21 protein-coding genes are annotated in these 26,720 nt (G+C 64.2%); 10 read left to right on the forward strand and 11 right to left on the reverse strand.

Annotated features, from left to right (window positions below; translation table 11 throughout):
• Positions 1-117 precede the first annotated feature (117 nt).
• The 7 genes from IAE34_RS19740 to IAE34_RS19770 all read left to right on the forward strand — a co-directional run bounded on the left by IAE34_RS19740 (position 118) and on the right by IAE34_RS19770 (position 8,375).
• Complete coding sequence (locus IAE34_RS19740; RefSeq protein ID WP_200140629.1) at positions 118-1,488, forward strand: GntT/GntP/DsdX family permease; 1,371 nt, start codon at positions 118-120, stop codon at positions 1,486-1,488.
• A 131-nt stretch (positions 1,489-1,619) separates the two neighbouring features.
• Positions 1,620-2,468, forward strand: a complete 849-nt coding sequence (gene efeU, locus IAE34_RS19745) for an iron uptake transporter permease EfeU (RefSeq protein ID WP_200140630.1) — start codon at positions 1,620-1,622, stop codon at positions 2,466-2,468.
• Positions 2,465-3,694 (forward strand): iron uptake system protein EfeO, encoded by a 1,230-nt coding sequence (gene efeO, locus IAE34_RS19750; RefSeq protein ID WP_233631258.1) that lies wholly within the window; start codon positions 2,465-2,467, stop codon positions 3,692-3,694. The genes efeU and efeO (IAE34_RS19750) overlap by 4 nt, the downstream gene beginning before the upstream one ends.
• Complete coding sequence (gene efeB / locus IAE34_RS19755; RefSeq protein WP_200140631.1) at positions 3,691-5,001, forward strand: iron uptake transporter deferrochelatase/peroxidase subunit; 1,311 nt, start codon at positions 3,691-3,693, stop codon at positions 4,999-5,001. The genes efeO (IAE34_RS19750) and efeB overlap by 4 nt, the downstream gene beginning before the upstream one ends.
• 19 nt (positions 5,002-5,020) lie before the next feature.
• Positions 5,021-5,839, forward strand: coding sequence for an iron uptake system protein EfeO (efeO, locus tag IAE34_RS19760; RefSeq protein ID WP_200140632.1), 819 nt, complete (start codon positions 5,021-5,023; stop codon positions 5,837-5,839).
• Between the two features lie 386 nt (positions 5,840-6,225).
• Positions 6,226-7,383 (forward strand): cationic peptide resistance protein CprA, encoded by a 1,158-nt coding sequence (gene cprA, locus IAE34_RS19765; protein WP_200140633.1) that lies wholly within the window; start codon positions 6,226-6,228, stop codon positions 7,381-7,383.
• Positions 7,384-7,598: 215 nt separating this feature from the next.
• Positions 7,599-8,375: a hypothetical protein gene (locus tag IAE34_RS19770; RefSeq protein ID WP_200140634.1), complete on the forward strand. Its 777-nt coding sequence runs from the start codon at positions 7,599-7,601 to the stop codon at positions 8,373-8,375.
• A gap of 128 nt (positions 8,376-8,503) precedes the next feature.
• Here the strand turns inward: IAE34_RS19770 and IAE34_RS19775 are convergent, their stop codons facing one another.
• The 9 genes from IAE34_RS19775 to IAE34_RS19815 all read right to left on the reverse strand — a co-directional run bounded on the left by IAE34_RS19775 (position 8,504) and on the right by IAE34_RS19815 (position 22,304).
• Positions 8,504-9,169, reverse strand: a complete 666-nt coding sequence (locus IAE34_RS19775; protein ID WP_200140635.1) for a response regulator — start codon at positions 9,167-9,169, stop codon at positions 8,504-8,506.
• A complete protein-coding gene (locus IAE34_RS19780; protein WP_200140636.1) occupies positions 9,166-12,072 on the reverse strand; it encodes a response regulator in 2,907 nt (968 codons plus the stop codon). The genes IAE34_RS19775 and IAE34_RS19780 overlap by 4 nt, the downstream gene beginning before the upstream one ends.
• Before the next feature lie 106 nt (positions 12,073-12,178).
• Entirely contained in the window at positions 12,179-13,378 is a 1,200-nt protein-coding gene (locus IAE34_RS19785) for an EAL domain-containing response regulator (RefSeq protein ID WP_200140637.1), read from the reverse strand.
• Complete coding sequence (locus IAE34_RS19790; protein ID WP_200140638.1) at positions 13,375-16,206, reverse strand: ATP-binding protein; 2,832 nt, start codon at positions 16,204-16,206, stop codon at positions 13,375-13,377. The genes IAE34_RS19785 and IAE34_RS19790 overlap by 4 nt, the downstream gene beginning before the upstream one ends.
• An 81-nt stretch (positions 16,207-16,287) precedes the next feature.
• Entirely contained in the window at positions 16,288-17,004 is a 717-nt protein-coding gene (locus IAE34_RS19795) for a fimbrial biogenesis chaperone (RefSeq protein WP_200140639.1), read from the reverse strand.
• Positions 16,994-18,346, reverse strand: a complete 1,353-nt coding sequence (locus tag IAE34_RS19800; protein WP_200140640.1) for a fimbrial protein — start codon at positions 18,344-18,346, stop codon at positions 16,994-16,996. Before IAE34_RS19800 ends, IAE34_RS19795 begins: the two co-directional genes overlap by 11 nt.
• On the reverse strand, positions 18,343-20,934 hold the full coding sequence (locus IAE34_RS19805; protein ID WP_200140641.1) for a fimbria/pilus outer membrane usher protein: 2,592 nt from the start codon (positions 20,932-20,934) through the stop codon (positions 18,343-18,345). Before IAE34_RS19805 ends, IAE34_RS19800 begins: the two co-directional genes overlap by 4 nt.
• Complete coding sequence (locus tag IAE34_RS19810) at positions 20,918-21,616, reverse strand: fimbrial biogenesis chaperone (RefSeq protein WP_233631262.1); 699 nt, start codon at positions 21,614-21,616, stop codon at positions 20,918-20,920. The genes IAE34_RS19805 and IAE34_RS19810 overlap by 17 nt, the downstream gene beginning before the upstream one ends.
• Positions 21,617-21,758: 142 nt before the next feature.
• Positions 21,759-22,304 carry a fimbrial protein gene (locus IAE34_RS19815; protein WP_200140643.1) on the reverse strand — a complete coding sequence of 182 codons (546 nt, stop codon included), beginning with the start codon at positions 22,302-22,304 and terminating at the stop codon, positions 21,759-21,761.
• A 344-nt stretch (positions 22,305-22,648) separates the two neighbouring features.
• On the opposite strand from IAE34_RS19815, the gene IAE34_RS19820 reads away from it, so the two are divergent.
• From IAE34_RS19820 to IAE34_RS19830, 3 genes are all read left to right on the forward strand, one after another.
• Positions 22,649-22,879 carry a hypothetical protein gene (locus IAE34_RS19820; RefSeq protein ID WP_200140644.1) on the forward strand — a complete coding sequence of 77 codons (231 nt, stop codon included), beginning with the start codon at positions 22,649-22,651 and terminating at the stop codon, positions 22,877-22,879.
• Between the two features lie 326 nt (positions 22,880-23,205).
• Complete coding sequence (locus IAE34_RS19825; protein ID WP_200140645.1) at positions 23,206-24,510, forward strand: MFS transporter; 1,305 nt, start codon at positions 23,206-23,208, stop codon at positions 24,508-24,510.
• A 104-nt stretch (positions 24,511-24,614) separates the two neighbouring features.
• Entirely contained in the window at positions 24,615-24,923 is a 309-nt protein-coding gene (locus IAE34_RS19830; RefSeq protein WP_200140646.1) for a hypothetical protein, read from the forward strand.
• Positions 24,924-24,939: 16 nt separating this feature from the next.
• Here the strand turns inward: IAE34_RS19830 and IAE34_RS19835 are convergent, their stop codons facing one another.
• On the reverse strand, positions 24,940-25,872 hold the full coding sequence (locus IAE34_RS19835; protein WP_200140647.1) for a LysR family transcriptional regulator: 933 nt from the start codon (positions 25,870-25,872) through the stop codon (positions 24,940-24,942).
• Between the two features lie 75 nt (positions 25,873-25,947).
• Positions 25,948-26,640, reverse strand: coding sequence for a tRNA (adenine(22)-N(1))-methyltransferase (locus IAE34_RS19840; RefSeq protein WP_200140648.1), 693 nt, complete (start codon positions 26,638-26,640; stop codon positions 25,948-25,950).
• Positions 26,641-26,720: the final 80 nt, after the last annotated feature.

Consider the following 26,720-nt stretch of genomic DNA (forward strand, 5'->3'; position numbering starts at 1 on the left):
AAAAAATCTTTCATCCAGGGACGCCCGCAAACCCATGGCTGGGCTAGTCATCTATATGAATAGCTGCGTTATAGTCGATCCAAGCAAGTAACAACACATTACAAGAAGAGGTTTGCCTTGGATCCCACATCTGCCACGTGGCTCGCCCACGACACCCAACTGCTGCTCTGCTGCCTGGCGGCCATCGCCTGCATCGTGGTGCTGATCAGTATCACCAAGCTGCCCCCGTTCCTCTCCATCCTCATCGGCACCTTCGTGGCGGGCCTGGGCGCCGCCCTGCCGCCGGAAGCCGTGGCCAAAGCCTTCGCCAAAGGCGCCGGGAGCCTGCTCGGGGAAGCCGGGATGATCATCGCCCTGGGCGCGATGCTCGGCGCCCTGATGGCCGAATCCGGTGCGGCCGATCGTATCGCCTCCACACTGCTGCGCCATGCCAAGGGCAAGGCATTGCCCTGGGTAATGGCCTTGGTGGCGATGGTCATCGGCCTGCCGCTGTTCTTCGAAGTGGGGCTGGTGTTGATGGTGCCGGTGATCTTCGTCATCGCTCGGCAATCCGGCCAGCCGCTGCTCAAGGTGGCTATTCCAGCGCTGGCTGGCATGACCACCCTGCACGCGCTCATGCCGCCGCATCCTGGTCCGCTGATCGCCGTGGGCGCACTGCAGGCCGACCTCGGCACCACCATGCTGCTGGGGCTGTGCATCGCCGTACCCGCCGTGATCCTGGCCGGTCCGCTGTATGGCATTTGGCTATCTAAGCGCATGGATGTGCAGGAACCCGCCGAGTTGGGCGCGCTGTTCACCGCCAAGACCAACACCCGGCGCCAGCCCAGCTTCGTGATGTCGCTGCTGATCATCCTGCTGCCGGTGCTGCTGATGCTGGGCAGCACTCTTGCCAAAGTGGCCATGGCGCCGCAGAGCAGCCTGGCGCTGACTCTCAGGTTCCTCAGTGAGCCCCTGATCGCCCTGGGCCTGGCAGTGATCGCCGCGGTGATCTGCCTGGGTTGGTCGATCGGCATGGCGCGCGACCAGGTCGGTAGCGTGCTGCGCAAGAGCCTGGCGCCCATCGCCGTGCTGCTGCTGACCATCGGTGCAGGTGGCGGCCTCAAGCAGACCCTGCTGGAGGCGGGTGTCAGCGACACCATCAGCAAGGTCGCCAGCGGTGCGCACCTGTCGTACGTGCTGCTGGCCTGGCTGATCGCGGTGGCGCTGCGGCAGGCCACGGGGTCGGCAACCGTGGCCACTACTACCACGGCCGGCATTCTCGCGCCGTTGACCGTCGGGCTTGCCAGCACCCAGAGTTCGCTGGTGGCGCTGGCCATCGGTGCCGGTTCGGTGTTCTTCTGCCATGTCAACGATGCGGGTTTCTGGATGGTACGCGAGTACTTCGGCCTGCAACTCAAGCAGACCCTGTGGGTGTGGTCGGTGTTGCAGACCATCGTTTCGGTGGTCGGGCTGATCGGCACTCTGTTGCTGTGGCAATGGCTGTCATGATGCTCCGCTGGGGACGACTCATCACGCAAGCCAGGGTGTCATGTTAAATAAGTTTCACATGCGCTAATGATTCTCATTGAGGTAGATTGATGGCCACCTGCTCTCATGCCAGCGGTCACCTCGGGAGAATCATGCTCGTTCCTTTCCTCATCATGCTCCGCGAGGGCATCGAAGCCGCGCTCATCGTCGGCATCATCGCCAGCTACCTGCGCCAGACCGGACGGGGCCAGTGGATGCCCGCGGTCTGGATCGGGGTATTTCTTGCCGTGGCGCTGTCGCTGCTGGTCGGTGCGGGCCTCGAAGTGATGAGCCGCGAATTTCCGCAAAAGCAGCAGGAACTGTTCGAGGCGATCGTCGGGCTGGCAGCCGTGGTCATGCTCAGCGCCATGGTGCTGTGGATGCGCAAGATGGCACGGTCGATCAAGCACGACCTGCATGCCTCGCTCGAAGCCGCACTGGCCGGCTCGCGGCATCAGGCCTGGGCGCTGATCGGCATGGTGTTCTTCGCCGTGGCCCGGGAAGGATTGGAGACGGTGTTCTTCCTCTTGGCGGTGTTCCAGCAGAGCAGCGGCGCGGCAGCGCCCCTGGGTGCCCTGCTGGGGCTGGTCGCTGCGGTACTGGTGGGGTTGGCACTCTATTCGGGCAGCCTGCGTCTGAACCTGGGGCAGTTCTTCCGCTGGACCGGCCTGTTCATCCTGGTGGTAGCCGCCGGCATTCTGGCCAACGCGGTACAGGCGCTGCATGAGGCGGGGGTGTGGAACCTGCTGCAGGGCGTGGTGTTCGACACCAGCCACGTGCTGCCCGCGGACGGGCCGACCGGCTCGGTGCTGGCCGGCATGTTCGGCTACCAGGACACCCCGACCGTGAGCACCCTGGGCGCGTACCTGCTGTACTTGACAGCTGCGCTGGTGCTGTTCTTCTGGCCCGCTTCGGCCAACCCCACTTCGTCCAACACCGCGCATCGGCAGGGTCCCGCATGAGCCGTCACGACACCGGCACGCCCGGCAACCTTCCCTCCCCGCGCCTCTTGCGCCTGGCCCTGGCTGGCAGCGTGGCGCTGATGATCGGCGCCGCGGGCGTATTCTATTACGCCGCGCATCAGGCCCAGGCCAGACATGCGGCCCCGGGCGAACAGGAAACCGTAGTCACTGTGCTCGATCATGCCTGTGAACCGAACGCACTCAAGGTGGCCGCCGGCGTGAACCGCTTCCGGATCATTAATCGATCCCAGCGCGCCGTGGAGTGGGAGATCCTCGATGGCGTGCTGGTGATCGAGGAGCGCGAGAACATTGCGCCGGGCTTGTCGCAGCTCATCACCGCGAACTTGCAGCCCGGCCAGTACACGATCACCTGCGGGCTGTTGAGCAATCCGCGCGGCAGCCTCACCGTGACCCCGACTGCCGCCTCCGACGCGGCGGCCAAGGCGCGGCCCGCACTGACGGCGTTCATCGGCCCGTTGTCCGAATACCGTGTGTACCTGAGCAGCCAGGGTGGCGCGCTGGTAAGGGCCGTCACCGCGCTGCAACAGGCCATCGAGGCGAATGACCTGCAGCAGGCCCAGCAGGCCTACGCCGCTGCGCGGTTGGTGTACCAACGTATCGCCCCCGCCAGCCAGCGCCTGGCTGAACTGGACAACCGCATAAACGCCCGCGCCGACTATTACGAGCAGCGCGAGCAGGACTCGGCGTTCGGCGGCTTCCACCGCCTCGAATACGGTCTCTATGGGCAACACAGCACCGTAGGCCTGGCCAGCGTGGCGCAGGCACTGACCCGGGACGTCACCGAACTGAAGACGCAGTTGCTGGCCCAGTCAATCGCCCCCGCGCAATTCACCGCCGCGATGGTGCGCCACCTGCAAGGGCTGGCGAAGATCCGCAGCAGCGGTGAAGAGGAACGCTACAGCCATCTCGACCTGCCGGGCTTCGTCGCCAACCTGGAGGGCATCGGCAAGGCGATGGACCTGCTTCGACCCCTGCTCGGCCGAAACGGCACCACGCAACTGGCCACCGTCGACGACGCCCTGAACCGCTTCCATCAGCACCTGGCAGCCCTTGGCAAGGGCGAGCAGTACCCGCCGTACGACCAAGTGTCGACTGAAGACAAGCAGCGCATAGCCGACGACGCCCAGCGCCTGGCCGACGCCATCGCTGCGCTGGACCCCGTACTGGGCCTGAACGACACCGCGACCCGAGCGAGTACCCAATGACCGACCGCACCATCGCCAATGCCCCCCATTCTCCCGAGCGTCGCCGCCTGCTGGCAGGGCTGGGCGTCGCCGGGGTGGCCATGGCCGGCGCCAGCCTGGCCGGCTCCGCACTGGCCGCTCCCTCCCCAGCCAAGGTCACCGAAGCGCCCCACAGCGAGCGTACCGAGAAGCGCAACCCCTGGCTCGGCCAGCACCAGCCCGGCATCGTCACCCCACGCCCGGGAGCGGGCATGTTCGTCGCATTCGATGTGCTGGCGCAGAATGGCGACGACCTCGAGCGACTGTTCCGCACGCTGGAGGCGCGCATCCGCTTCCTGATGGCAGGCGGCCCGGTACCGCAGGTGGATCCCAAGTTACCACCGCCGGATTCCGGGATCCTCGGCCCGGTGGTCACCCCGGACAACCTGACCATCACGGTCTCGGTCGGTGACTCGCTGTTCGACGAGCGCTTCGGCCTGAGCAGCGCCAGGCCCAGGCGTCTGACCCGCATGAGCGGTTTCCCCAACGACGCCCTGGAGGCCGAGCGCTGCCACGGCGATCTCGGCCTGCAGTTCTGCTCCAATTCGCCGGACACCAACATCCACGCCCTGCGCGACATCATCAAGACCCTGCCCGACCTGCTCTACGTGCGCTGGAAGCAGGAAGGCACGGTGCCGCCCCAGGCGCCGCGCAAGGCGGGCGAGCCTGAGCAGAGCGCGCGCAACTTCCTGGGTTTTCGCGACGGCTCGGCCAACCCCGATTCCAGCGACGCGGCGCTGATGGACCAGGTGGTGTGGGCCAAGGCCGGCGCAGAGCCCGCCTGGGCGGTCGGCGGCAGTTACCAGGTGGTACGGATCATCCGCAATCTGGTCGAGCGCTGGGACCGCACCCCGCTTCAGGAGCAGGAGTCGATCTTCGGCCGCAAGAAGGCCAGCGGCGCTCCCATGGACGGGCAGCGCGAAACCGATGTGCCGAACTACGCCCACGACGCGCAGGGCAAGCTGACGCGCCTGGACTCGCACATTCGCCTGGCCAACCCGCGCGACGCCGCCAGCCAGGCCAACCTGATCCTGCGCCGGCCGTTCAACTATTCCGCCGGCGTGGGCAGGAACGGCCAGCTGGACATGGGCCTGTTGTTCATCTGCTACCAGGCGGATCTGGAAAAAGGCTTCATCACCGTACAGAACCGCCTCAACGGTGAACCGCTGGAGGAATACATCAAACCGGTGGGCGGCGGCTATTTCTTCGCCCTGCCCGGCGTGAAACACGACCAGGATTTCATCGGCCGCTCGCTGCTCGGCGCGGCCCAGCCTTCCCACAACGCATGACACGGATCAGGACGCCTACATGAACAAGACCCGCCTCGCCCTGTTGCTCAGCTGTGCCCCGCTGCTGGCCCATGCCGCCAATGCGGTCGACCCCCTGACCCTGGTCCAGCCAGTGTCCGACTACAAGATCTACGTGACCGAAAAGGTCGATCAGCTGGTCAACGACACCCAGCAGTTCACTCAGGCGGTCAAACAGGGCGACCTGGCCAAGGCGCAGTCGCTGTACGCCACCACCCGCGTCAACTACGAAGCGGTCGAACCGATCGCCGAGCTGTTCAGCGACCTGGATGCGGCCATCGACTCGCGAGTGGACGACCACGAAAAAGGCGTGCAGGCCGAAGACTTCACGGGCTTCCATCGCCTGGAATACGCCTTGTTCGACCGCCACACCACCCAGGACCAGGGGCCCATCGCCGACAAGCTCATCGCCGATGTGAAGGACCTGCAGAGTCGCATCGCCACCCTGACGTTCCCACCGGAGAAAGTCGTGGGTGGGGCGGCCGCCCTGCTGGAGGAAGTGGCGGCCACCAAGGTCTCGGGCGAGGAAGACCGCTACAGCCATACCGACCTCTATGACTTCCAGGGCAACATCGACGGCGCGCAGAAGATCTTCGAGCTGTTCCGCACCCACCTGGCTGCCCAGGACCAGGCCTTCGTCGCCAAGGTCGACAAGAACTTCGCTACGGTCAACGCCCTGCTGGCCAAGTACAAGACCGCCGATGGCGGCTTCCAGTCCTATGACAAGGTGGCCGAGCGCGACCGCAAGGCAATGATCGGCCCGGTCAATACCTTGGCCGAGGATTTGTCGACCCTGCGCGGCAAACTGGGACTCGACTGACCCCCCCGGCGCCGAGGCAGGGCGCCGCGACTCCTCGCGCTGCCCTGCTCTGCCGTGAACCGGCAGTAGCGGCCGTGCGCGTCGACCGCGACATGCTACCTGCCTGAAGTTTGTTTCATGTGTGTGTCAGGTCGGCACCGCGCCGCTCGTCACCGTGCCCGCCATCGCCTTGCCCTTCCCTGTCTCGACTCGCCAACTCCACGCCCCGCAAGGCCTCGCACCTTGCGTCAGCGGCTGCCTGCGCATTACGCCTACCGTTCCGGCAGGATTCACGGATAAATCCCAAACCTATTATCGAAAGCCCGCATGACTTTAAGTTCATTACTTTGGTTCGATGGCGCGCCTATCATTCGTCTGCGGCTGACCCACTCGTCCTGAGGATAACTATGAACATGCTCGCCACCGGTGAACCCATCACCTTTACCGCTCCGCCCGAACGCATCCTGATCACTGGCGCCACCGGGTTCCTTGGCGGGTCGGTCGCCGCCCAGCTGATCGCCAGCGGCCAGGCTGCGCAACTGTCGTTCCTGGTTCGTGCCAACCATGCCGAAGAAGGTCTGCAGCGCTTGCGCAACAACCTGGAGCAGCATGGTGTGGGCCTTGCCGAACGGCAGGCGCTGCAGACGCAGCAGATCATCTGCGGCGATTTTCTCGACACCCGCTGGCTGGCCCGGGAGACGCCGCGGCTGCTGGAAGTGGACCGGGTCATCAACTGCGCTGCGGTGGCATCGTTCTCGAAGAACCCGACCATCTGGCCGGTCAACGTCGAGGGCACCTTCGCCTTCGCCGAAGTGCTCAGCCGCTCTCGTCGGCTCAAGCGCTTCCTGCACGTAGGCACCGCCATGTGCTGCGGCCCGCAGCGCGAGTCGCCGATCAGCGAGTCATGGGAGTTCCCCGAGGCCGAGCAGCAACTGGTGGACTACACCGCGTCCAAGGCCGAAATCGAGCGGCGCATGCGTGAAGACCTGCCGTCGCTGCCACTGGTGGTGGCACGCCCGTCGATCGTGGTCGGGCACCGCAGCCTGGGTTGCCAGGCCTCGGGCAGTATCTTCTGGGTATTCCGCATGGGCTTCGCGCTGGAGAGCTTCACCTGCGGCCTGGACGAGCAGATCGACGTGATTCCGGTGGACTACTGCGCCGAGGCGCTGATCGGGCTGACCCTCAAGCCACGCCTGAGCCACGACCTGTACCACATCTCGGCCGGGCACGACTCGGCGTGCACCTTCGGCGAAATCGACCGCGCCTTCGCCCTGGCCAACGGCGCCGACCCGGTCGGCGAGCGCTACCGCAAGATCGACGTGGACAACCTCAAGGAGCTGGCCGTGAGCTTCGAGTCGCGCATCGGCCCTGCCAATCCGCGCCTGGTCCTGCGGGCCTTGCGCCTGTACAGCGGTTTCGCCGACCTGAACTATCTGTTCGACAACCGTCGATTGCTCGAAGAAGGCATCGCCATGCCGCCGCGCTTCACCGATTACCTGGACGTCTGCGTGCGATCCTCCAGCGGTGTGAGCATCGCGACCCAGATGCAGTGGGATTTCAAGTAACCCCTGGACAGGTCCGGCCAGTCGCCGCAGCCATCCATCCCACCGAAGGCCGGCCAACCCGGCCTTCGGCATTCGGCCTGTCGTCCGACAGAATCATGCCCGAATTCGTCCCGCGACCCGCAAAGCAGTATTCCTGGCGCGCCAGATGACCGACAATGCCGCTGCCGCAGGTGTCCTCCTGGGGCCTCACACGCACTCTCGGATCACCGCGCACCATGACCCTCTTCTACCTCAAGCTGATCGCCACACCTTTGCTCATGTGGGCCGTGTCCCTCGCGTCGCGGCGCTGGGGCGGCCTGCTCGGTGGCTTGCTGTCGGGTATGCCGATCACCTCGGCGCTGGTCATGCTGTTCCTGTGCCTGGAGCAAGGCACCGCGTTCTCCCAGCAGGCCGTACCTGGCGCCCTGGGCGGCCTGGCAGCCGTGCAGGCCAGTTATGCCTGCTACCTGTTCGCCAGCGGCCGCTACGGCGTGACGTGCTCGGTTCTCCTGGCATTGGCCCTGTACACCGTGATGTCCTACGCCCTGACCCACTGGGGCAATCTGGCGCTGTCGATCGCCATCGCCCTGACGCTGATCGCCCTGCTGATCCGGGCCACCGCCCGCGAGCCCCGTCCCGCGCAGCTGGCGCAGATTCGCCACCGCTGGTGGGAAATCCCCCTGCGGATGGTCGCTGCCACGGCGCTGCTGATGCTCACCACCGGCGCGGCGCACTGGCTCGGCCCTGCGATCAGCGGCATGCTCGCGCCGATTCCCGTGATTGCCTGGCCCCTGGTGGTGTTCTCCCACGTGCAAGGCGGCCGCTTCACCCTGGCCGGTATGATCCGCGGTAACGCCATCGGCGGCATCGGTGTCATCGCTTTCTACCTGGTCCTGGGCAACCTGCTGCCGCACCTGGGCATCGCCCTGACCTTCCTGCTGGCCATCGCGCTGGCGGTCGCACTGACGCTGGCACTGGCCACAATGTTGAAAAATCGTCGCGCGGCGAAATAGCGTTCGATCACCAGCACCGAGGTTGATTCGTCTTCGATCCACGAGGTGGACTCGCTACCCCGCCGACAGCCTGACTTCGACGGGTACGCCTGGCCGGGGACAAATGGCCTGCCTGAATCGGTCCACCTTCATTGAAACAACCGAGCCTCGATGCAGTAGGTCAGCAAAGCCTGATCCGTTTCCACCTCAAGCTTGCGCATGGCCGACACCTTCTGCGCGCTCACCGTCTTGTTGCTGCGCGACAGGTGCCGGGCGATGTCGGCAACGCTGAGCCCGCCAACGAACAGCCGTAAGACCTCCACCTCTCGCGGCGACAGTTGCTCGAAACGCGCCTGGACCTGCTCTCGGTGGCGAACCACTGAAGTCGCTTCCATTCCCGGACTCTGATACCGGCGTTGCACGCTGATGGCGTGCAAGGCCTTTTCGATTTCCCCGTGAAGATGACTCTTGTGGATCACACCCGCCACGCCTAGCTCATGCAGACGCGACAGGATGAGGCTGTTGGAGATCATCGTCAGTACCAGCACCTGGGTCGCGGGAAAGTGGCGCAGGATGTACTCGATCAGCTTGAGCCCATCGCCGTAGGTCGGATCGCCCGGCATGTTGAAATCGGTAACCAGCACCTCTGGCCGGTGCGCCTTGAGTTGCTCGATCAGCTCGGACGAGGTATGCGCCTGACCGACCACGTTGTAGCGCTGGTCACGGTGGATGATTTCACGCACACCGAGCAGGACGATAGGGTGGTCATCGGCGAGAACGACGTTCAATGCACGCCTGTTCAGGGTTTGGCTCATGGACTGGGGCTCGATGGAGAATGGGCCAGCAGGTAGCGTGCGACCGCGAGCAGCCGCGCGCACAAGGTCTCGATGTCCTTGGCCAATGCATCGGTCAAGGGCGCATCGTGCAAGGTTTTTTCCAGATGCTGGCAGAGGCGGTAGAGTGGCTGGGCATTGACTGTTGCAAGCGAACCGCTGAGCCGGTGCAGGCGCTGTTGCAGTACCAGCGAGTCCGCGTGCTGCAGGCCCTGTTCGAGCTGGGCGATGTCGGCCATCAGGGTTTCGCCCATCAACTGGCGCATCTGCGGGGACAGCTCGATCCAGTCCGACGTCTGCTGATTTGGATCGTCCACGGCGAAGGATACGTGCTCCAGCGTGTTCCGGCTTCTGCACTGAGACAGCAACGCCTGACGCAACATGTTCAAGCTCAAGGGTTTCACCACCCAGGCGTTCATGCCCACCGCCAGACAACGCGCCCCCTCTTCACGCAGGGCATTGGCGGTCACCCCGATGATAGGCACACTGGCACCTTGAGCGCGAAGCGTACGCGCCAATTCGTATCCACTCAGGCGCGGCATGTTGATGTCGGTGATCACCAGGTCGAATGGCTGCGCATGCCAGGTCTGCAACGCCTGCTGGCCGTCGCTCGCCACGGTGGGCAAGGCACCGAGCGCTTCTAGCTGTTCACGCATCACGGCCTGGCTGATCGGGTCGTCTTCGGCTACCAGAACACGCATGTTCAGGCAGGGTTCACCGACACCCGACCACAAGGGTGTCCCGGTCTGCGCAGGGCCGGGCGTGTCGACCACCGGCAGGGTGATCAGCAAGGAAAAGCTGCTACCAAGCCCGGGCTCACTGACGGCGCGCATGCGCCCGCCCATCAGCTCGCTCAGGCGCGCACAGATCGACAGCCCCAGCCCTGCACCGCACCCGCCCTGCCCGGCCGCGGTCTGGTAAAACGGCTTGAACAGCTCGCCGAGCGCGAGCTCCGGCACACCCACACCGGTGTCGGTCACTTGCCATTGCAGGGACACGCTACGCTCAGTGCGCTCCTGAACGATCAGACGTAGACGCACCCGCCCCGAGTCGGTGAACTTGATCGCATTGTTCAACAGGTTATGGAGGATCTGCCGGATACGAACAGCATCACCTTCGATCATTCCGGGTAAGTCCGGGTCCAGCTCGGCCTCGATTTCCAGCCCCTTGTTATGGGCGGTGGCAGTGAACGCCAGCACCGCGTCCTCGACGAGCGCTTCGGGATCGAAAGCTGCCACTTCCAAGGCCATTTGCCCAGACTCGATCTTCGATACGTCCAGCACATTGCTGATGAGCTGGAACAGCACCGTCGACGAGCTCTGTATGACATCCAGATACTGACGCTGGCGTTCGCTCATTTCGGTCAGGGCCAGCAACTCCAGATTACCCAGGACGCCGTACAGCGGTGTACGGATCTCGTGGCTCATGGTGGCGAGGAACACGGTCTTGGCCTGATTGGCCGCGTTTGCCTGGCGGTGGGACTGGTTCAACAGCAGCTGTTCGGCCACCTGCTGGGTGATGTCGTTGCAGCCGCAGAGAAAGACGTCCTGCCCTTCATAACGGGTGGCGACTACCACCACCTGCAGATAGCGGTCCGCGAGCAGCAGCGTCATCTCACCCGGCGGCTGATCGCTGTGGTGGTCGACCAGCAGACGGGTGACTGTCTCGGTACCTCCAAGTTCGCTCGCGCGCTCGTTTTCCAGCAGCAACTGAAAGTCACTCTGGCGTAGTACGAACAACCCTACCGGGGCGTTGTGAAGCATGCTCCGGTTGAAGGCCTCGCTCTCGAACAGCCGGTCTTGCGCCCGTCGCGCGGGCGCGACGATACGCGTGCGGTACCAGCGATTGATCCACAGGGCGGCCAGCATGACGACGATGAGGGTAAGCCCTAGCCCCATCAGAGGCCATCTGGCATAGCGCAGGAACTCCCGGTAGGTGATCGAATACACGCCAGTCCAACGACGCTCACCGGTCGAGACCATCTTGAAGTGCAGGCTATACCTGTCGAAACTCAGGCCCGGAGGCGTCGATGCCATCTCGTTGGGCTCGCCCATCACCGTTTCGCCATCCGGCGAAATCAGGGAGAACTGGTTGTGTACCGAAAGCTGCAGCACACGGTCGAACTCATCCATTCGCGATGTGTCCACCACCGCGGCCAGCATCATGCCGCCGCCCCGGCTGGGCGCAGGCAGAACGCCGCTGGTGTCCAGCCGGGTAGTCGCGACCAGGTTGTGGCTACCCTCATACAGACCCGCAGGCGCGCGTATCCAGTGCACGCGCCGGTCCACCGGGAGGGCATGCCGACTGCTCAGTTGTTCAAGTCGGCCCACGACGCGCTCGAACTGCGGCGCGGTCAGTTGCAGATGCTGGCGACGATGGCCGACAGCAGGTATGGCCAAGCTGGCCTGGCCCTCTGCCGTCCATACGAACACCTGCGGCGAGGCACCGGACGAGCCCGCCCAGAAATCACCATAATAACTGGCAAAGCGTGCCCCCCAACTCAAGGCGTCACGCAGATCTTCTGGCCGCAGAGCTTCCCCGTGGGCCAGTGAAAAAGGCGTGGACAGCTCCGCGGCACGCGCCTCGAGCAACCTGCGGCGATCAGCTTCCAGCGATACTGCCACCACGACCGGCTGTACCCCTGATGGCTGGCGTGGTTCCAGTTCCGACACGCTGCGCAAAAAGGTCTCGTGCTCGGTAATGAGCTCGAGCATGCGTGCGAAGTGGAACGCCGCGCGCTGCTGCTCGGACTCGAGCAACCGCGAAGTAGCCCAGTAGCCGACGCCTGAAAACAGCAGCAGGAGGCCGCTGAGCAGCACCAAGGCCTTGTTGAGACGCTGGGAACTTTTCGCCAATTTATCCAGGCGTAGACTGGCGTGCTTCATAGCTGCGATGGCCCTGATCGTGGAATGGCGAAGCGGATGCGTCAGATCCTCGCATCGAGCGCCCTCCTGGGCTTCATCTTCAAGCTGAAACGTTTTAGCTACCTGACTAAGATAGCATTGATCTCGGTCGCTCCACGCTGATCAGGGTGCCGATTTCATCTGCGCTGACCGCGGGTGAGACGATGAATCCCTGCACCTGGTGGCACTGCATGCGCCTGAGTACCTCCAGCTCGGCACGGGTTTCCACGCCTTCTGCCACCGTCACCATGTTCAGCTCGCGTCCGAGTTGCACGATGCTCAGCACCGCCGACGCCTGCTGCTCATTGTCGGCGCATCCGTGGATCAGGGAGCGGTCGATCTTCAGTTCGGTGAACGGCGTCGAGACAAGGTTGAAATATGAGCTGTAGCCTTTGCCGAAATCATCCTGCGCCAGGCCGAACCCCATCATCCGCAAGCGGCACGCCCCGGCGTAGTAGTTGCTCGACTGCTGTGTGGTGGAGCTCTCTGTCAGCTCGAACGTGATATGCCTTGGCCTGGCCTGGCTCAGACGGACCTGGGCTAGCAGACGTTCGATCAGGCCTTCCTGGTCCAGCAGGTGGGTCGGCAAATTGATCGACACCGGCAGCGGGTGACCGATCCTGGTCCACTGCGCCTGCGCCTTGAGTGTCTGCGCAAGCATGCTGGTGAGCAGCTGCACTTCCAGCTCGGCGTGCTCGATATCGGCGAGAAAATCACGCGGCATCAACAGCCCTTCTGCCGGATGCACCCAGCGTACCAGGGCTTCGGCGCCGACGATGTTGCCATCGTGCAGCGCTTTCTTCGGCTGGAACCAGGCCTGTATCTCGCCGTTGCCCAGTGCACTGGCGAGCGTCTGCGGAGCACGACAGCCGGTCGGGCGAGTACGAAATGTCCGAGCCTGTTCGACGCGCTCATTCAGACTTTCGCGCAATTCGAGCAGGTTACGCGCCCCCAGCGGTTTGGGCAGCAGGCCTACTACGCACAAGCCCAGATTCTTGGCTACCTGCCCAGCGCCGATCAACATGCGTCGAGAAGCGGCGCTCATCAACGCGAGCGCAGGAGGAGAAGGTAGATGCGCCAAGGCCTGGATCAGCTGGATACCGTCCATGTGCGGCATCATCAGGTCGGTGAGCAGCAGATCGAAAGAACTCGCTGCCACGCGTTGCAGGGCCGAGGCGCCATCCCAGGCGATGTCGACCTCGAAGTGACCCACGCTTTCGAACAGGGCCGCTAGCGAGCGGCACTGGAAAGGATGGTCCTCTACGATGAGCACCCGATAGACCGTCACGGTGCGCTCCCTTGGGAGGTCTGCAGGCACTGATACAGCGCGTGCAGGGTGAAGGGTTTGACCAGAAACCGATCCATGCCCGCGCCCAGGCAACGCTCGGCCTCATCGAGCATTGCGTTGGCGGTTGCGCCGATGATGGGCACCCGACAACCCAGTTGTCGCAGTTGCTCGGTCAGTTCGTAGCCATTGATGCGCGGCATGTTGACGTCTGTGATGACGATATCGAATGGCGCCTCCTGCCAGCGCGCAATGGCCTCGACACCATCGCGGGCGAGCACCACCCGACAACCGAGTTCCTCGAGCTGATCGCGCAGGATCAGTTGGTTGATCACGTTGTCCTCGGCAACCAGTACGCGCAGGTGCAGGGACGGCTCATGCAGCGATGCTGGCGCGCCGGTGCTCACCGCAGGCGGCGTACCCTGCGCCTGACTCACCGCCTGGTTGAGCCCGCGCAGGCTATTGAGCCCCACGTGCCAGCGTCGCGGCGTGACCCTCAGCATGCCGTGGCTGTCAGCGCAGACCAGCACGCACGTGCCTGGCCACTGCGGCCACACTACCCGGCTGGACGCGTCGATGCACAGTTCGACGAGTACGGCATCGCTGGGCACCTGCGTCATGTCGGGCACACCAACCTGCACGCGGGCGCCCCAGTGCCGAAGCCAGGCCGCGGCGTGCTCGGCCACCTGAACGTTGACGCACTCCACGTACACCCATTCATCGAGCAGCGGCTCGACCCAGGCATGCTGTGGGTGCTCGGCAATCGCTTCCAGAGGCAGGGTGAAGGCAAAGCTGCTGCCCAATCCCGGTTCGCTGAAAACCCGTAATGCACCATCCATCAAGTCCACCAGGCGCTTGCAGATCGACAGGCCCAATCCGGTGCCAGCCACCAGATTGGTACGGTTGCCGCTCTGGAAGAACGGCTCGAACAGGTGCGCCTGGTCAGCGGCAGGTATGCCCTGGCCGGTGTCCACCACCTGCCAGCGCAGCAGTTGCCGCTGGCCCTGCTCGATCAGGTCCAGACGCACGACGATGCGCCCTTTGGCGGTGAACTTGACCGCGTTGCTCAACAGGTTCCCGAGCACCTGCCGCGTGCGCGTGGCATCACCCATCACCTGCACCGGCACCTCGGGGTCGAGAAAACCCAAGAGCTGCAGCCCCTTGGTTTGCGCCGCGCCCGCGCAGCTCTGCAGCAGATCCTCGGTCAGTTCCAGTGGCGAGAATGCGCTCAGTTCAAGGGCCAATTGTCCCGCTTCGATCTTCGACACCTCCAGCACATCGCAAATCAGCTGCAACAGCGTGGCTGATGACCCCTCGATCGCGTCGAGATAGCCGCGCTGGCGATCGTCGAGTTGCGTCCGTCCGAGCAGTTCCAGGGTCGCGAGCACGCCGTACAGCGGCGTCCGGATCTCATGGCTCATGGTCGCCAGGAACAGCGTCTTGGCCTCGTTCGCGGCATCGGCCAGCGTGCGCGCCTGTTGCAACGCCAATTCGATAGACTTGCGCTCGGTGATATCGCTGAAGGCGCAGATGAGCACCTCCTCACCGCGATAGCGGGTGGCAGCATAACTGAGGTAGAGGTGGCGGCCATCGGCCATCTGCTGCTCCTCGGCCGTGCTCTTGCTGCTGGCCAGGCCAAAGGCGCGATCCACCCAGTCACGGCACAGCCGTGCGCGCTCGTCGCCCTGCCCTAGCCATCGCTCAGACAGGGGATTCTCCAGTACCATGGCGCCGTCGGTACGGCGCAGCACACACAAGGCGACAGGTGCGATGCGGATCACGGCACTGCTGAACGCTTCGCTTTCCACCAGCGCGTCGATGCGCGCCGCGGCCGGCGCGATCAGCCGCTGCTCGATACGGCGTACCAACCACAGCATCGACAAAATCGTCAGCAGGCAGCTGAGCAAGGCCAGGGCAGCCGGCATGGCCAGCGCCGGCAACAGCGAGCGCAATTGCAGGCTGTAGACGATCTGCCAACCGGCATAGTCCAGGGGCTTGCGAATCGTCAGGCGCTCGGGCAGCCACTGCCCTCCTTCCCAGCCGAAGCTGTGGGTCCTGTGCTGTTCGCTGAGCGAACGGGCGGGCGCATGGTGTTGCAGCGCATTGCTGACGATGAGCTGGCCACTGCCATCGAGCAGCTTGAAATCACCGGCCTGCTTGTGTTGCAAGGCCTTGATCAGGTCAGGTCCCTCTACCTCGATGCCCAGCCAGCCGGACGCCAGGTCCCGCTCGTCCAGACGAATGAAGAGGTACAGGGGCGAATCCAGCCGACCCGCAGCGGTCAGCCATAGCTCGTTACGGGCAGGATCGTCGTCGGCATCGCGTATCCGTTGCACGATGCCTGGCGCGAGATCGGCCAAAGGGGTCGTCTCGCCGGCCGAGACCGAGCTGAACAGACGTTGCACTTGACCGCCGCGGGTATGCGGGACGTAGATCAGATTGACCTGGCTGGCGCTCAGATGATCGAGCACTCGTCGTGTCAACCACAGACTCCAGATCTCCCGGCCATTGCCCAGGCGCAAGTGCACCTCCTCTTCAGGTATGTCACCGATCACCGCCTGTGTCGCGTCGCGGTGACGGACGGTTGATAGCCCCAGGCTCTTGAGCAGCGTCTGGCGGCTGACGAAGAAGCTCTGGGCATCGAACACCGCTTCATTCATGTATCGCCGATGCAGCGAGATGTCCTGATCGAGCGCCAGACGCAGGTAGCTGTAGGCGCCGACGCACACGCCGGCCACCAGGGTTATGGCAAAAAGCCGCAAGAGCGCGCGTGCGGTAAGCGGCGTCGACAGGTTCCAGTGGGCGGTGGGGATCAAGTGTGCGGCGTTCATCCACCCAGGCTAGATGGGCTGAGGAAGCGGTAGAATAAGACGGATCTCAAAAGGCCCGTTCTCAGGCGAGGTCATCGGCTTTCACCGCAACCTGGACGTGGCCAGCTGATCGTTGCCTCCATCGTCTATCCACTGATAGGCCACTTCATCGTCAGGCCTCGGGGACGCCGCCACAGTCGCGAACCGGTGCCGGGAGAACGGCGCCAGGGTTGCACCACCCAGCGATGTGATCGTCCTGCCACGTACGCTGAGGTCGGCCAGCGTGATGTAGTAAGGCGTGGGGTTCTCTACCTGGACGCTGTTGTCCGTCCGGGTGAAGCGCAGCTGCTCGGGTGCGCGCTCGGCATCGGCCTTGAGCGCCGTCGGGCGGTAGATGACCTTCATCTGGGTCCGCAGGGTGACCGTCAGCCGCGCCTGGCCATCGCCGGGCTCGGCGTCGGTTCTGGGCGGGATCTCGTAGAGGTTCAGCCAGTACAACGACTCACGGTCGCTGGCGAGGGTTTGGCCGGTGGCCAGTACCCGCACACTGCGCTGCTGGCCTGGCTCCAGGCGAAACACTGCAGGCAGGGGCATGAAAGGCGCCTCGGCGGTATCGGGCTCGGCATCCACCGCGCCGTCGTCGATCCAGGTCTGCACGAGCACTGGATAGGTGTTCTGATTGACCAGCGCCAGAGAAACCTCACGTTGGCCTTGTTCGAGGATCAGGCGGGTGCGTTCGGCCGTCACACCTGCGCAGGCTTGCAGGCTCGCAGTCCAGATCAGCGCCACCAAGAGAACACGCAGGCGCTCACTGGACACGGATGATCACCTGCGCCGTCGCCTCTATTCGACCAGCCGTGACCGTGGGCTGGGTGCCGGACCTCAGCTTTTCCAGCCGCGCACGGAACGTTTCGGTGTAATGCACGATGCCACTCGCGCTGGCCGTCTGGTCGGCACCGGTGCCGATGACCGGGTACCAGCCACGGGCTTGTGCAGCGCTGCCATTGGCTGAGTCCTCATTCGCCAGAAGGGTCATCGGGCTGCCATCACGCAGCAGGCGAATGCCGACACCCTCAGCCATGCCTGGCTGTCCGTAACGGTCGGAGACCAGATACGACAGACCCCCTTGGGCGTTGAGCAAGCCCAATGCAGAAGAGGCGGCCAAGGCACCGCTGGAGACCTTGATGCCCAGCGCCGTGGCATTGACACCCGTGCCATTGACCGCACCGCTCTGACACCGCAAAGACACCTGAAACGGCAGCTCGCGACTGCCGCCGGCGTTCACCTCGTTCAGGGACATGCTCGGGAACACCACGTACGGCGTGACGGTGGTCACAGCGCAAGTGGGAAAACGCTTGAGCGTGACTTTGTTGAACAGCGACAGGGATCCAGGCCAGTTGGCGTACCAGCCTGCCCAGTTGCCATAGTGCGTCTGGCCCACCGTGGGGTAGCTCAGCCCGGGCCCCTTGATCGCGATGTAGCCGGAGGGCTCGGGATAGCCGTAGATCTGCGAGGGTGTCGTTGCGCTGTAGTAACTGTAGGTGGGATCGATCGGTGCGCTGAACAACTCGGCGCGTACGGCACTGAGGTTCTTTGCCTTGACCAACTGATAGCCTCGCGAGTCGATGTCCAGGCCGGTCAGCAGCCGCTCGCGCCATACGTCGGTGAAATACTGCCCCGTTTCCATGTGGGTCAGGCGCAGTAGCACGTTCGGCCAGGCCGTACGGTAAGCCGCTTGCAGGCCGATCCCATTGCCGACGCTGTCGCCGCCCTGGAACCAGCCGCTGTAGGGATCGTCGCCGTTGAGCGAGAACATTTCATAGACCGGGTCGCTGGCTGCGCAGCGAAACAGCACCTGCTCCGGGTCATAACCGCCGGCTGCGCCGTACTGGGTGAAGGGGGTGACCGAGCTGGCGATCAACGCGGGATAGGGCATGAAGCTCGGATCGCTGACATTGATCACGCTGGGCAGGCCCATCGATCCATTGCAAGCGCCCGTGCACGCTCCAGGCCAGGCCCTGGCCGTGCCCTCGCCCGGACGGATGGCCGCCAGGTCGGTGGTGGTTGCCGAACCCACCGCTGTGACACGGTAACAGGTAGCCCAGGTGTCGTGCCCGAGCAGCGACAGGATCAGCGGCAACAGCTGCAGAATGCGTCTCATGGTTCATTTCCTGAAAGGGTGCAGGTGGCTTGCAGGCGCCACAGCGCCTGTCGTGCGACGGGCGCTTGCGCCCTGATGTCGTACGGCAGGCGGCACCCGTCCTCGACACGCGGGCCCCAGCGCACGCTCAGCTGGCCTTGGTCGCCTTCGGCGCGGGCATACACCTGGCCGCCCTGCCCGACCATGCCGACATTCACGCCCTGGTCGTCGAACACCTCGGCGCCCAGCGGCAAGGATGAGCCGTCGCTCAAACGAGCACGGATCAACAACGGATGACCGCTGAGGGTCTTGAAGGTGACGTGCACGGCAGCGCCAGCATAAGGCGCGACCTTGCGCTCGGTTTCCAACAGCTCGGTTTCCTGGTCGAGCCCACTGGGGTCCAGGCTGATGGAGTTGTAGCGGTAAGCGGTCAGCGACGGGACAACGGCATAGCCGTCACGGTCCACGCGGGCGCCCTGGCCACCGCGGATGACCGCGCCGCTGGCCCCTTTGGCCTCGACCAGAGCGAAAGTATCGCCCACGTAAGGCCCCAGTGTGACTCCCCCCGCATGTGCCACCGCCGCGCCGCGCAGGCCAACGTTGAGCTGACGATAGCTGTCGCTTTGCGAGTAGCCCGCATTCACGGTGGCCAGGCTGCCCTGCTGCTGCAGATTGGCGCTCCAGTCGGTCCCCGCAGCCCCGTCGCCATGGCCTGCAGCCACGGCATAGCTGGTGCTGCGGTCTTGCCCGAAGGTGCCGTTCAGGCCGGTCTGATACGTGTTCCCCCGATTGTCGCCAGAGCGGCTGGCAACCATCGAAGTCAGGTTTGGCGCGCGGCTGGACATGCCCAAAGGCATCGACAGTGTCAGGGTCAGGGCGTTGGTGCGGCTACTGCCGTGCTGGTCGCTGAGGTGGGGCGCCAAGGCAGTCTCGACAGGATGCTCAATGTCCCGATACCAGGTGGTCTGCTGGCGGGAGTAAGCCAGGCTGTAGCTCAGTTGACGCCACGTGCTGGAATAGCCGAACTGCAGCTGCGTATTACGGCTCTTGCCATCGTAGTAATCGCTGGACGACCCGGACAGATAGAGGTTGCCGTAGCTGCCCAGGGCCTGGTTGATCAACAACGTCAGCTGATTGCGTTGCCTGAAGCTGTTCGAGTCCCAGTTCTGGCCTTGTCTGTTCGCACGGCGAACACCAAGCGCATCGGTCAGGTCACGAAATCCTTCGGTGGAGTAGCGATACCCCGCCAAGGTCAGCGTGGTCTGGGTGGGTTGGAAGGTTCGGCTGTAATTCAGGCCTAGGCGCCAGCCTTGGTTGCGCTGATGGTTTTCGATCCTGGCGCTGGAAAAAGTACTGTTCAAGCCGAAAGCGCCATGGCGTGTCGCCCACACACCACCGCCAAGTATGGCCAGATAGTCTTCAGCGACCCGGGTGCCCAGGTTGGCCGAAAGCGCATTGTTGAGTCCGCGCTGGTAGGTGAGTTCGGCGAATCCGCCCTGGTTCTGCTCGTTCTGTCGCACTTGGCCGAGCGTGGCCGAGTAACGCGACAAGCCGGGGCGAATCGACTCAGGCACGGCGGCGAAGGGCACGGTGAAGCGTGACACGTCGCCATCGGCCTCGATCACCTGGACATCCAGATCGCCGCCATAGGCCGTGCCGTAAAGGTCATCGATCAGGAATGGCCCTGGCGCTACCGTGGTTTCGTGGATTTTCTGGCCATTCTGGCTGATCACCACCCGTGCATTGCCTCTGGCGGTACCGCGTACCTGTGGCGCGTACTGGCGCTGGGAATCAGGCAGCATCCGGTCGTCGCTCTCCAGGCGCAGTCCCCTGTAGGCGGCACTGCCGAACAGATTGCCCCGCGTGAAGTTGTCGCCCAGCGTCAGCTCGCTACGCAGGCTCGGAACAGCGCGCTGAGCGTAGGTGCGCACCGAGTTCCAGGCCTGGGTCACCCTGCCGTCATAGCGGGAGTAGGTGTAGTTGGACTGGTGGCGCAGCCTCCACAAACCCAGGTTCAAACCACTGTCCAGCCCCAGGTAACCATAGTCGGACTGGCCACTGCCTGAGGTCTGGTAGCGGGAGCGGTAGACATTGGCGTCGTAGTTGGCAAAAGCTACGCTGCTCCCGGCATTCCATTGGCGGGGATCGACATAGCCTTGCGGCTTGAGATCGAGCAATGCCTGTGGGATCGACAGGTCCAGGCGCAGCCGCGCAGTATCGAGTGTGTAGGTCGCACCGGGCAGGCGCGCCGGCAGGTCGACGCACCCACTGGCCATGGCGTTTGGCTTGGCTTTGACGCCCAAGTACTGATTCAGCCACTGCTCAGTCAGACAAGGTTGCACAGCCTGGCCCTGCTCGCGGAACTCGACATCGCCGCGGTGCGCGTAGTGATCGTTGACGTACAGGTCGACGTGGTAACGCCCCGGATCGACTCGATCTGCGCGATTGAAGCGTGTCAACTGCCCACCGCCCAGGCTCGAGCCCATCAACAGATCGTCGTCGAAGCGATACGCCGATTCGGCATCGGCCAGCGTCGCGTACACCAGCGCGACACTGCCCAACAGCCAGCGGCGTGGCCGGGAGGTACGGCACTCAACGGGCGAGATCATGTCGAATATCGATGCGCGCGCCGAAGTCGTTGATCAATTGCGCCTGCAGCTGAGGTCTGCCAGCCGGCAGTGTCGCCATGGCCGTGGGTGCCCACTGCACGGTGCTCATGGGTGGCACCATCATAGCCTGCAACGCCACCGTCCGATCGCCGATACGCAATGCCGCACTGCCGAAAGATGCATGGTAGCCGCTGTCGTTCCGGACTTCGACGTACCATCGTTCGGCACCTTGCACCAACTGAAAGCGCAACTGCTCGTGCAGCGTGTCGACGCTACCGACTATTCCCGGCGGGCGGTAGAACAGCTTGAGCCGATTGCGCAGCATCAGCAGCATCTGGTTGCGGTCGCCATTGGCCGTGTTGCGAGGTGGAATCTGCAGTACGTTCAGATAGAACAGCGACTCGCGATCCTGCGCCAGGGCAGGTCCGGTATACATCAAACGCAGGCTCTGCCCGCTGCCAGGGGCCATGCGCGACACCGGCGGATTGACCATGAATGGCGCATCTGCCGTGTCGGGGCTGGATGCCGGGTCATCGATGTCGACCCAGGCTTGCACCACGTTCGCAAAGGCATCTTCATTGGTCAGTTGGAGCGTTTTCTCGCGAGCATCGCCGGGGTAGATCACCCGGGTGCCGGTGATTACCACGCTGGCGACGGCCGCAGGTGAAGCCACCATGCTCATCGACAAGGCAAGCGTGGTCGCAACAGCGCGCAGTGGATGCAGGAAGTGGATGTTCATCAGTCAGTGCCAAGGAAGAAGATCAGGCGTGCAGACGCAGCGACCAGACTCGAAGGGAGACGGCACCCTGACGGGTGCCCACCCATCACTCATAGCGCAGGGTGTAGGTGACCGAGCCAAGTACCGGGCCAGGGGTGACGGCGGCGGCTTCGGCCACGTACTGCACCGCGTAGTCATGGCTGGCACTGCTCTGACCACTGGCCAGGACGATATCGCCTGCCTCGACAGCGGCATTGCCTGCCAGGTCGAGCTTCGTCCCGCCAGGGGCTTCGAGCACTTGCAGTGCGACACCGCTGGCGCCGCCACTGGCGGTGTTGGTCAGGTTGCCGGCGCTGGTGGGATTGGTCGCCTGGAAAACGGCAGTGAAATGCTCGCTGCTGCCGGTCGGTGCCACGCAGCCAGTCAACCGCAGCGTGAAGCTGGTTTCACCCGCGGTTTTGCCGACGGTACCGTTCAGAGCGCTGACCGGAACGCTTTGCAGCACGACCGTCGGGTCGGTGTTGCCATCCACGACCGCCGAGCAGGTCTGATCGGTGACTTCGCCGCTGAAGTTGATGGTGTTGGCGGCTGAAGCGAGGCCCGGGGCGGCGATCAAGGCCGCGATGGCGAGTGCGGTAGTGCGAAGATTCATGGGCAGGATCCTTGGTGTGGTCTAGGTGAGTAGCTGCACACAAGGATGCGGTCGATCGTCGGCAGCAGATATGAGACGGATCTCAAAAGAGTAGCCCCAGGCCGACGGGTACCTGCGCTCGGCATGACAGGATCGAATCCTCCGCAAACCGACCCCTACCGGTGAACACTGCCAGGTAAATGTGAACCGATCGGTCGTTCAGGTAGCTGAATCGCTTTTCCAGCCCAGCAGCCCCTGAAAGCAAAAAACCAATCTCAGTTAATCCTGAGAAAATCCAGGCCCTCCATCATCGCCCTATCGGTCCAGACACGACCCCACCTCAACCCGATAATGGAGAACCTCGAATGAAAGCCCTACCCCTGATCCTGGCCCTTCTGACCACCACCACCATGGCCAGCGCCTTCGCCGAGGGTGGCGCCGAGCGTCTGCAGGAGCACCACGACCGCTGGGCACTGCAAATGCAGCAACAGCAACAGAAACAGCAAGCCCTGGCCAAGGAGACCGCTGCGCACCCGACCCAGGAGCAAGCGCAGGCCCCCACTGGCCAAGACCAGGCTGCGACGCCTTCCTCCTGAGCCCACCGAGGGTGCGGCGCCCTGTCGCACCCTCCAGCCCCTGGCCAGAGACCCGGCCAGGACGTAGAATGCCGCGCACTTTTCGCCCAGTCGCCCAAGACGGTCACTACCGGCAGCAATGACAATGTCCGTGCCTAAGCCACATCGCGCATGTGCAACAGGCTCAACCGACCCCGCCTGACCCGCCACCACGGGTCTGCGGTTGAGTCTTGCCCTGGTCTCATCCCGCTCCGGCCTCTACGCACAGCCTCGACCCCGGCCTGACCGGGGACGCCGGCCTGTGTCATCGAAAAGGCTCATCCGCTGATCGATCACTTGAGGTAACTATGTCTCCGCGTTTGCTGGCCATGGCGCTGGCACCCCTGCTCGGGCTGTTCATCATTGCCCTGGGCAACGGCCTACTGTACTCCCTGACCACCCTGCGCCTTGGCGAAGCCGGCGAATCGGCGACGATGATCGGCATCGTGTCCTCGGGCTTCTTCATCGGCCTGACGTTCGGCGCCATCTTCAACGACCGCCTCATCCTGCGCATCGGTCACATCCGCGCCTACAGCAGCTTCGCTTCGCTGATCGCCGCCACCATTCTGCTGCAAGGGCTGTTCGTCGACACCTGGGGCTGGTTCGCCCTGCGCCTGCTCAATGGTTGGGCTACGGTCGGAGTCTTCCTGGTCATCGAAAGCTGGTTGCTGCTGGCCGGCGACGCCAAGATCCGCGGTCGCCTGCTGGCGCTGTACATGATCGCCCTGTATGGCGCCGGCGTGCTCGGCCAGGCTCTGCTCGGTGAACTGGTCAGCCTGGGCAGCAGCGCGCCGTTTACCGTGGCCGGCATGCTGGCAGCGCTGTCGGTACTGCCCATCGTCATCCTGCCGCGCGTCTCGCCCTTGCTCGAACAGGTCGAGCCGCTCAAGCCACGTCAGCTGTTGGGCGTCACCCCCAGCGGCCTGGTCGGCTGTTTCGGCTCGGGCGTGGCCATCGCGGCGGTGTATGCGCTGTTGCCTCTGTACCTGCAACGCATCGGCTTGAACGTCGGAGAGGTCGGCCACATGATGGCCTGGGTGATCCTGGGCGCCATGCTGCTGCAGTACCCGGTCGGCCGCTGGTCGGACCGCAAGGATCGCCAGGACGTGCTCATCACCCTCGCAGCGGTGTGCGTGGTGCTTTCGCTGGTGATCCTGCTGCTGCCCTCCACCTCCGTGTGGTTGCCGGCCGCGCTGTTCCTGTTCGGGGGTGGCGTGTTCGCGATCTATCCGGTGTCGGTGAGCCTGGCGGCAGACCGCGCGCCCATGGACGCGCTGGTGCCCATGATCCAGGGCTTGCTGCTGATCAACTCCCTGGGATCGGCGATGAGCCCCCTGGCGATCTCCCCGGTGATGACCTCCTACGGTGAAGCAGGCCTGTTCTGGGCCTTCGCCGTGGTCAATCTGGCCATGGTGAGCTGCTTCATGTGGCGTCGGGGCAAGCGTCCTGCGCCGGAGCACCAGGCGCCTTTCGCCCCTGCCGCGACCTTCTCGCCAACTGGTGCCGAGTTGCGCATGACCGAGGAACTGATCCACGCGGCCCAGGATCACCCGCCGATCGTCGATGCGGTCACAGGCGAAAGCGCAACCCCCAACCGTGGTGAACCTGCCTGAGTGATGCCTGCCGTGGGCCAGGCCCACGACCGTTCGTCGGCTACCGGGCACCCCGCAACGCCCCGGCAGCCGAACGAATGACGACCACTCACAGGAGATTCACCATGGTTCGCACTCGTCCGCTTCTACTCGCTCTGGCCATCGGCATGGCTTCCAGTGCTGCCTTCGCCGCCACCGACACCCATAGCGCCGATCCCAAGGCTCCTGCCAGCAATGCCGAGGTGCAGAAGAGCAAGATGCCGGGTCACGGCAGCAGCGTGAACAACCCGGGTGGTACTCGCGACAACGACAGCAGCGATCCTAGTGCCGCGGGTGCGGCCGATGGCAGCACCGGTGGGTCCAGCAGCACGGGCGAAGCCACTGGCAGTGGCGCTGGTCACACCGGCGGCAAGGCAGAATCACCGAAGAACTGACCCGCTCGGGTGGACGTCAACGCCAGCAGGCACAATCGTCCACCCGATGCTCATGAGCCTCGAACAACAAGGGCAATTGCTCCTTGAGAAAGTCCAGCCAGGTGCGCACTTTCGCGTCCAGATAGTGACGCGATGGGTAGATCGCATAGATCTCCCGCTGACGCAGCCGATACGGTGCCAGCAAGCGTAGCAGTCGACCTTCCTGCAGTGCCTGACTCGCCGAATAGAAGGGCAACAGGCCCACACCCATGCCCAGTTCCGTAGCCTTGACCATGGCATCCGCCACATTGGTCAGAAAAGTGTCCTGCGGATGGATCACACAGCCCTGCTCGCCTTCAGCAAACGTCCAGTCTTCCTCGAACAGCGGATCCACCGTACGCAGGCATACGTGGTTGCGCAGGTCTTCGGGGCGCTGCGCCAGCCCATGTCGAGCCAGATAGTCGGGGGACGCGCACAGCACGCTGTAAATGCGGCCCAAAGGGATGGCGATCAGCTGCGAATCCGGCAGATCCTGGCCGATGGCGATCACCACGTCATGCCCCTCGGCAAACAGGTCGGGGTTGCGCTGGGACAGGGTCAACTCCATCACCACCTCGGGGCAACTGGCGTTGTAGCGCGCTACCAGCGGCATCATCAGCAGCCCCAGGCCATGGGTGCAATGCACCCGCAGGCGACCTCTGGGGGTGAGATGGGCGCCGCGGGCCTCGTCGACCGCCTCTTCGGTGAGCAGCATGATCTGTCGGCACCGTTCGAGAAAGCGCTCGCCCGCCTCGCTCATGCGCAAGCGGCGAGTGGTGCGGTGCAGCAGACGCGTCTGCAACTGCTTTTCCAGCTCCGCGACGATGCGCGAGACCTGTGCTGCAGAGATGTCCAGCGCGCTGGCGGCGCCGGCGAAGCTGCCGCACTCCACCACGCGGGCGAAAGTGCGCATCGCATGCAGCATGTCCATGGTTGGCGGTCCTGTGGTCGAGCCTGGCACTGAGAGTGAGAATCTAGCATGAGCGCGGGACCGCTGGCCTGTCCCTTATGCCAGCAGCCGGTCGATCCAGTCCAGGTGCTGCGCGAACAGCTGCGCCTTGGCCTGAGGCACATCCCGCGCGCGGGCGAAATTGGCCAGGGCCATCTGCCGTTGGCGGCGCATGCGCTGCCATTTGTCGAGGAAGGCCGGGCTCTTCTCGCGCATCAGCAAAGGCCCGAACAGCAGCTCTTCGCCGCTGTAGTGCGCCGGCTCGCCAGGCGCTGCGACGATGATCTCGTAGTCGAAGCGGTTTTCCCGTACCACCTGCTCGGCGACGATGCGATAACCATGCTCCATCAGCCATCGACGGAGCGCCGGCTCGCCGCCGTTGGGCTGCAGCACCAGCCGCGGGCGACCTTGCAAGCGCTCCACGCCCCTGTCCAGGATCTGCACGATGGTCTCGCCACCCATGCCGCACAGGCTGACGGTATCGATGCGGTCGCTGGGCTCGATGGCCTCCAGGCCATCGGCCAGGCGTACGGTGATCCGCTCGCTCAGGTAGTTGCGGCGCACGTTGCGCCGGGCCGACTCGAAAGGCGTCACCGCCACTTCGCCGATCACCGCAGCCTCCAATTTGCCGCGCAACGCCAAGGCGACGGGCAGGTAGCCATGGTCCGAGCCGATGTCCGCCAGGCGCGCCCCTGGCCGAACCTGTGCCGCCACGTGTTCGAGCCGCTGAGACAATGTCTGTTCGTTCAACACCCACCCCTTGCCTGAAAACTGCCGCGATTCTGCGGGGGCGGCCTGGGGAATTCAACGCCAATCGTCCTGGCTGCTCC

This window comes from Pseudomonas sp. S30 (genome assembly GCF_016518545.1).
Classification (GTDB): Bacteria; Pseudomonadota; Gammaproteobacteria; order Pseudomonadales; family Pseudomonadaceae; genus Aquipseudomonas.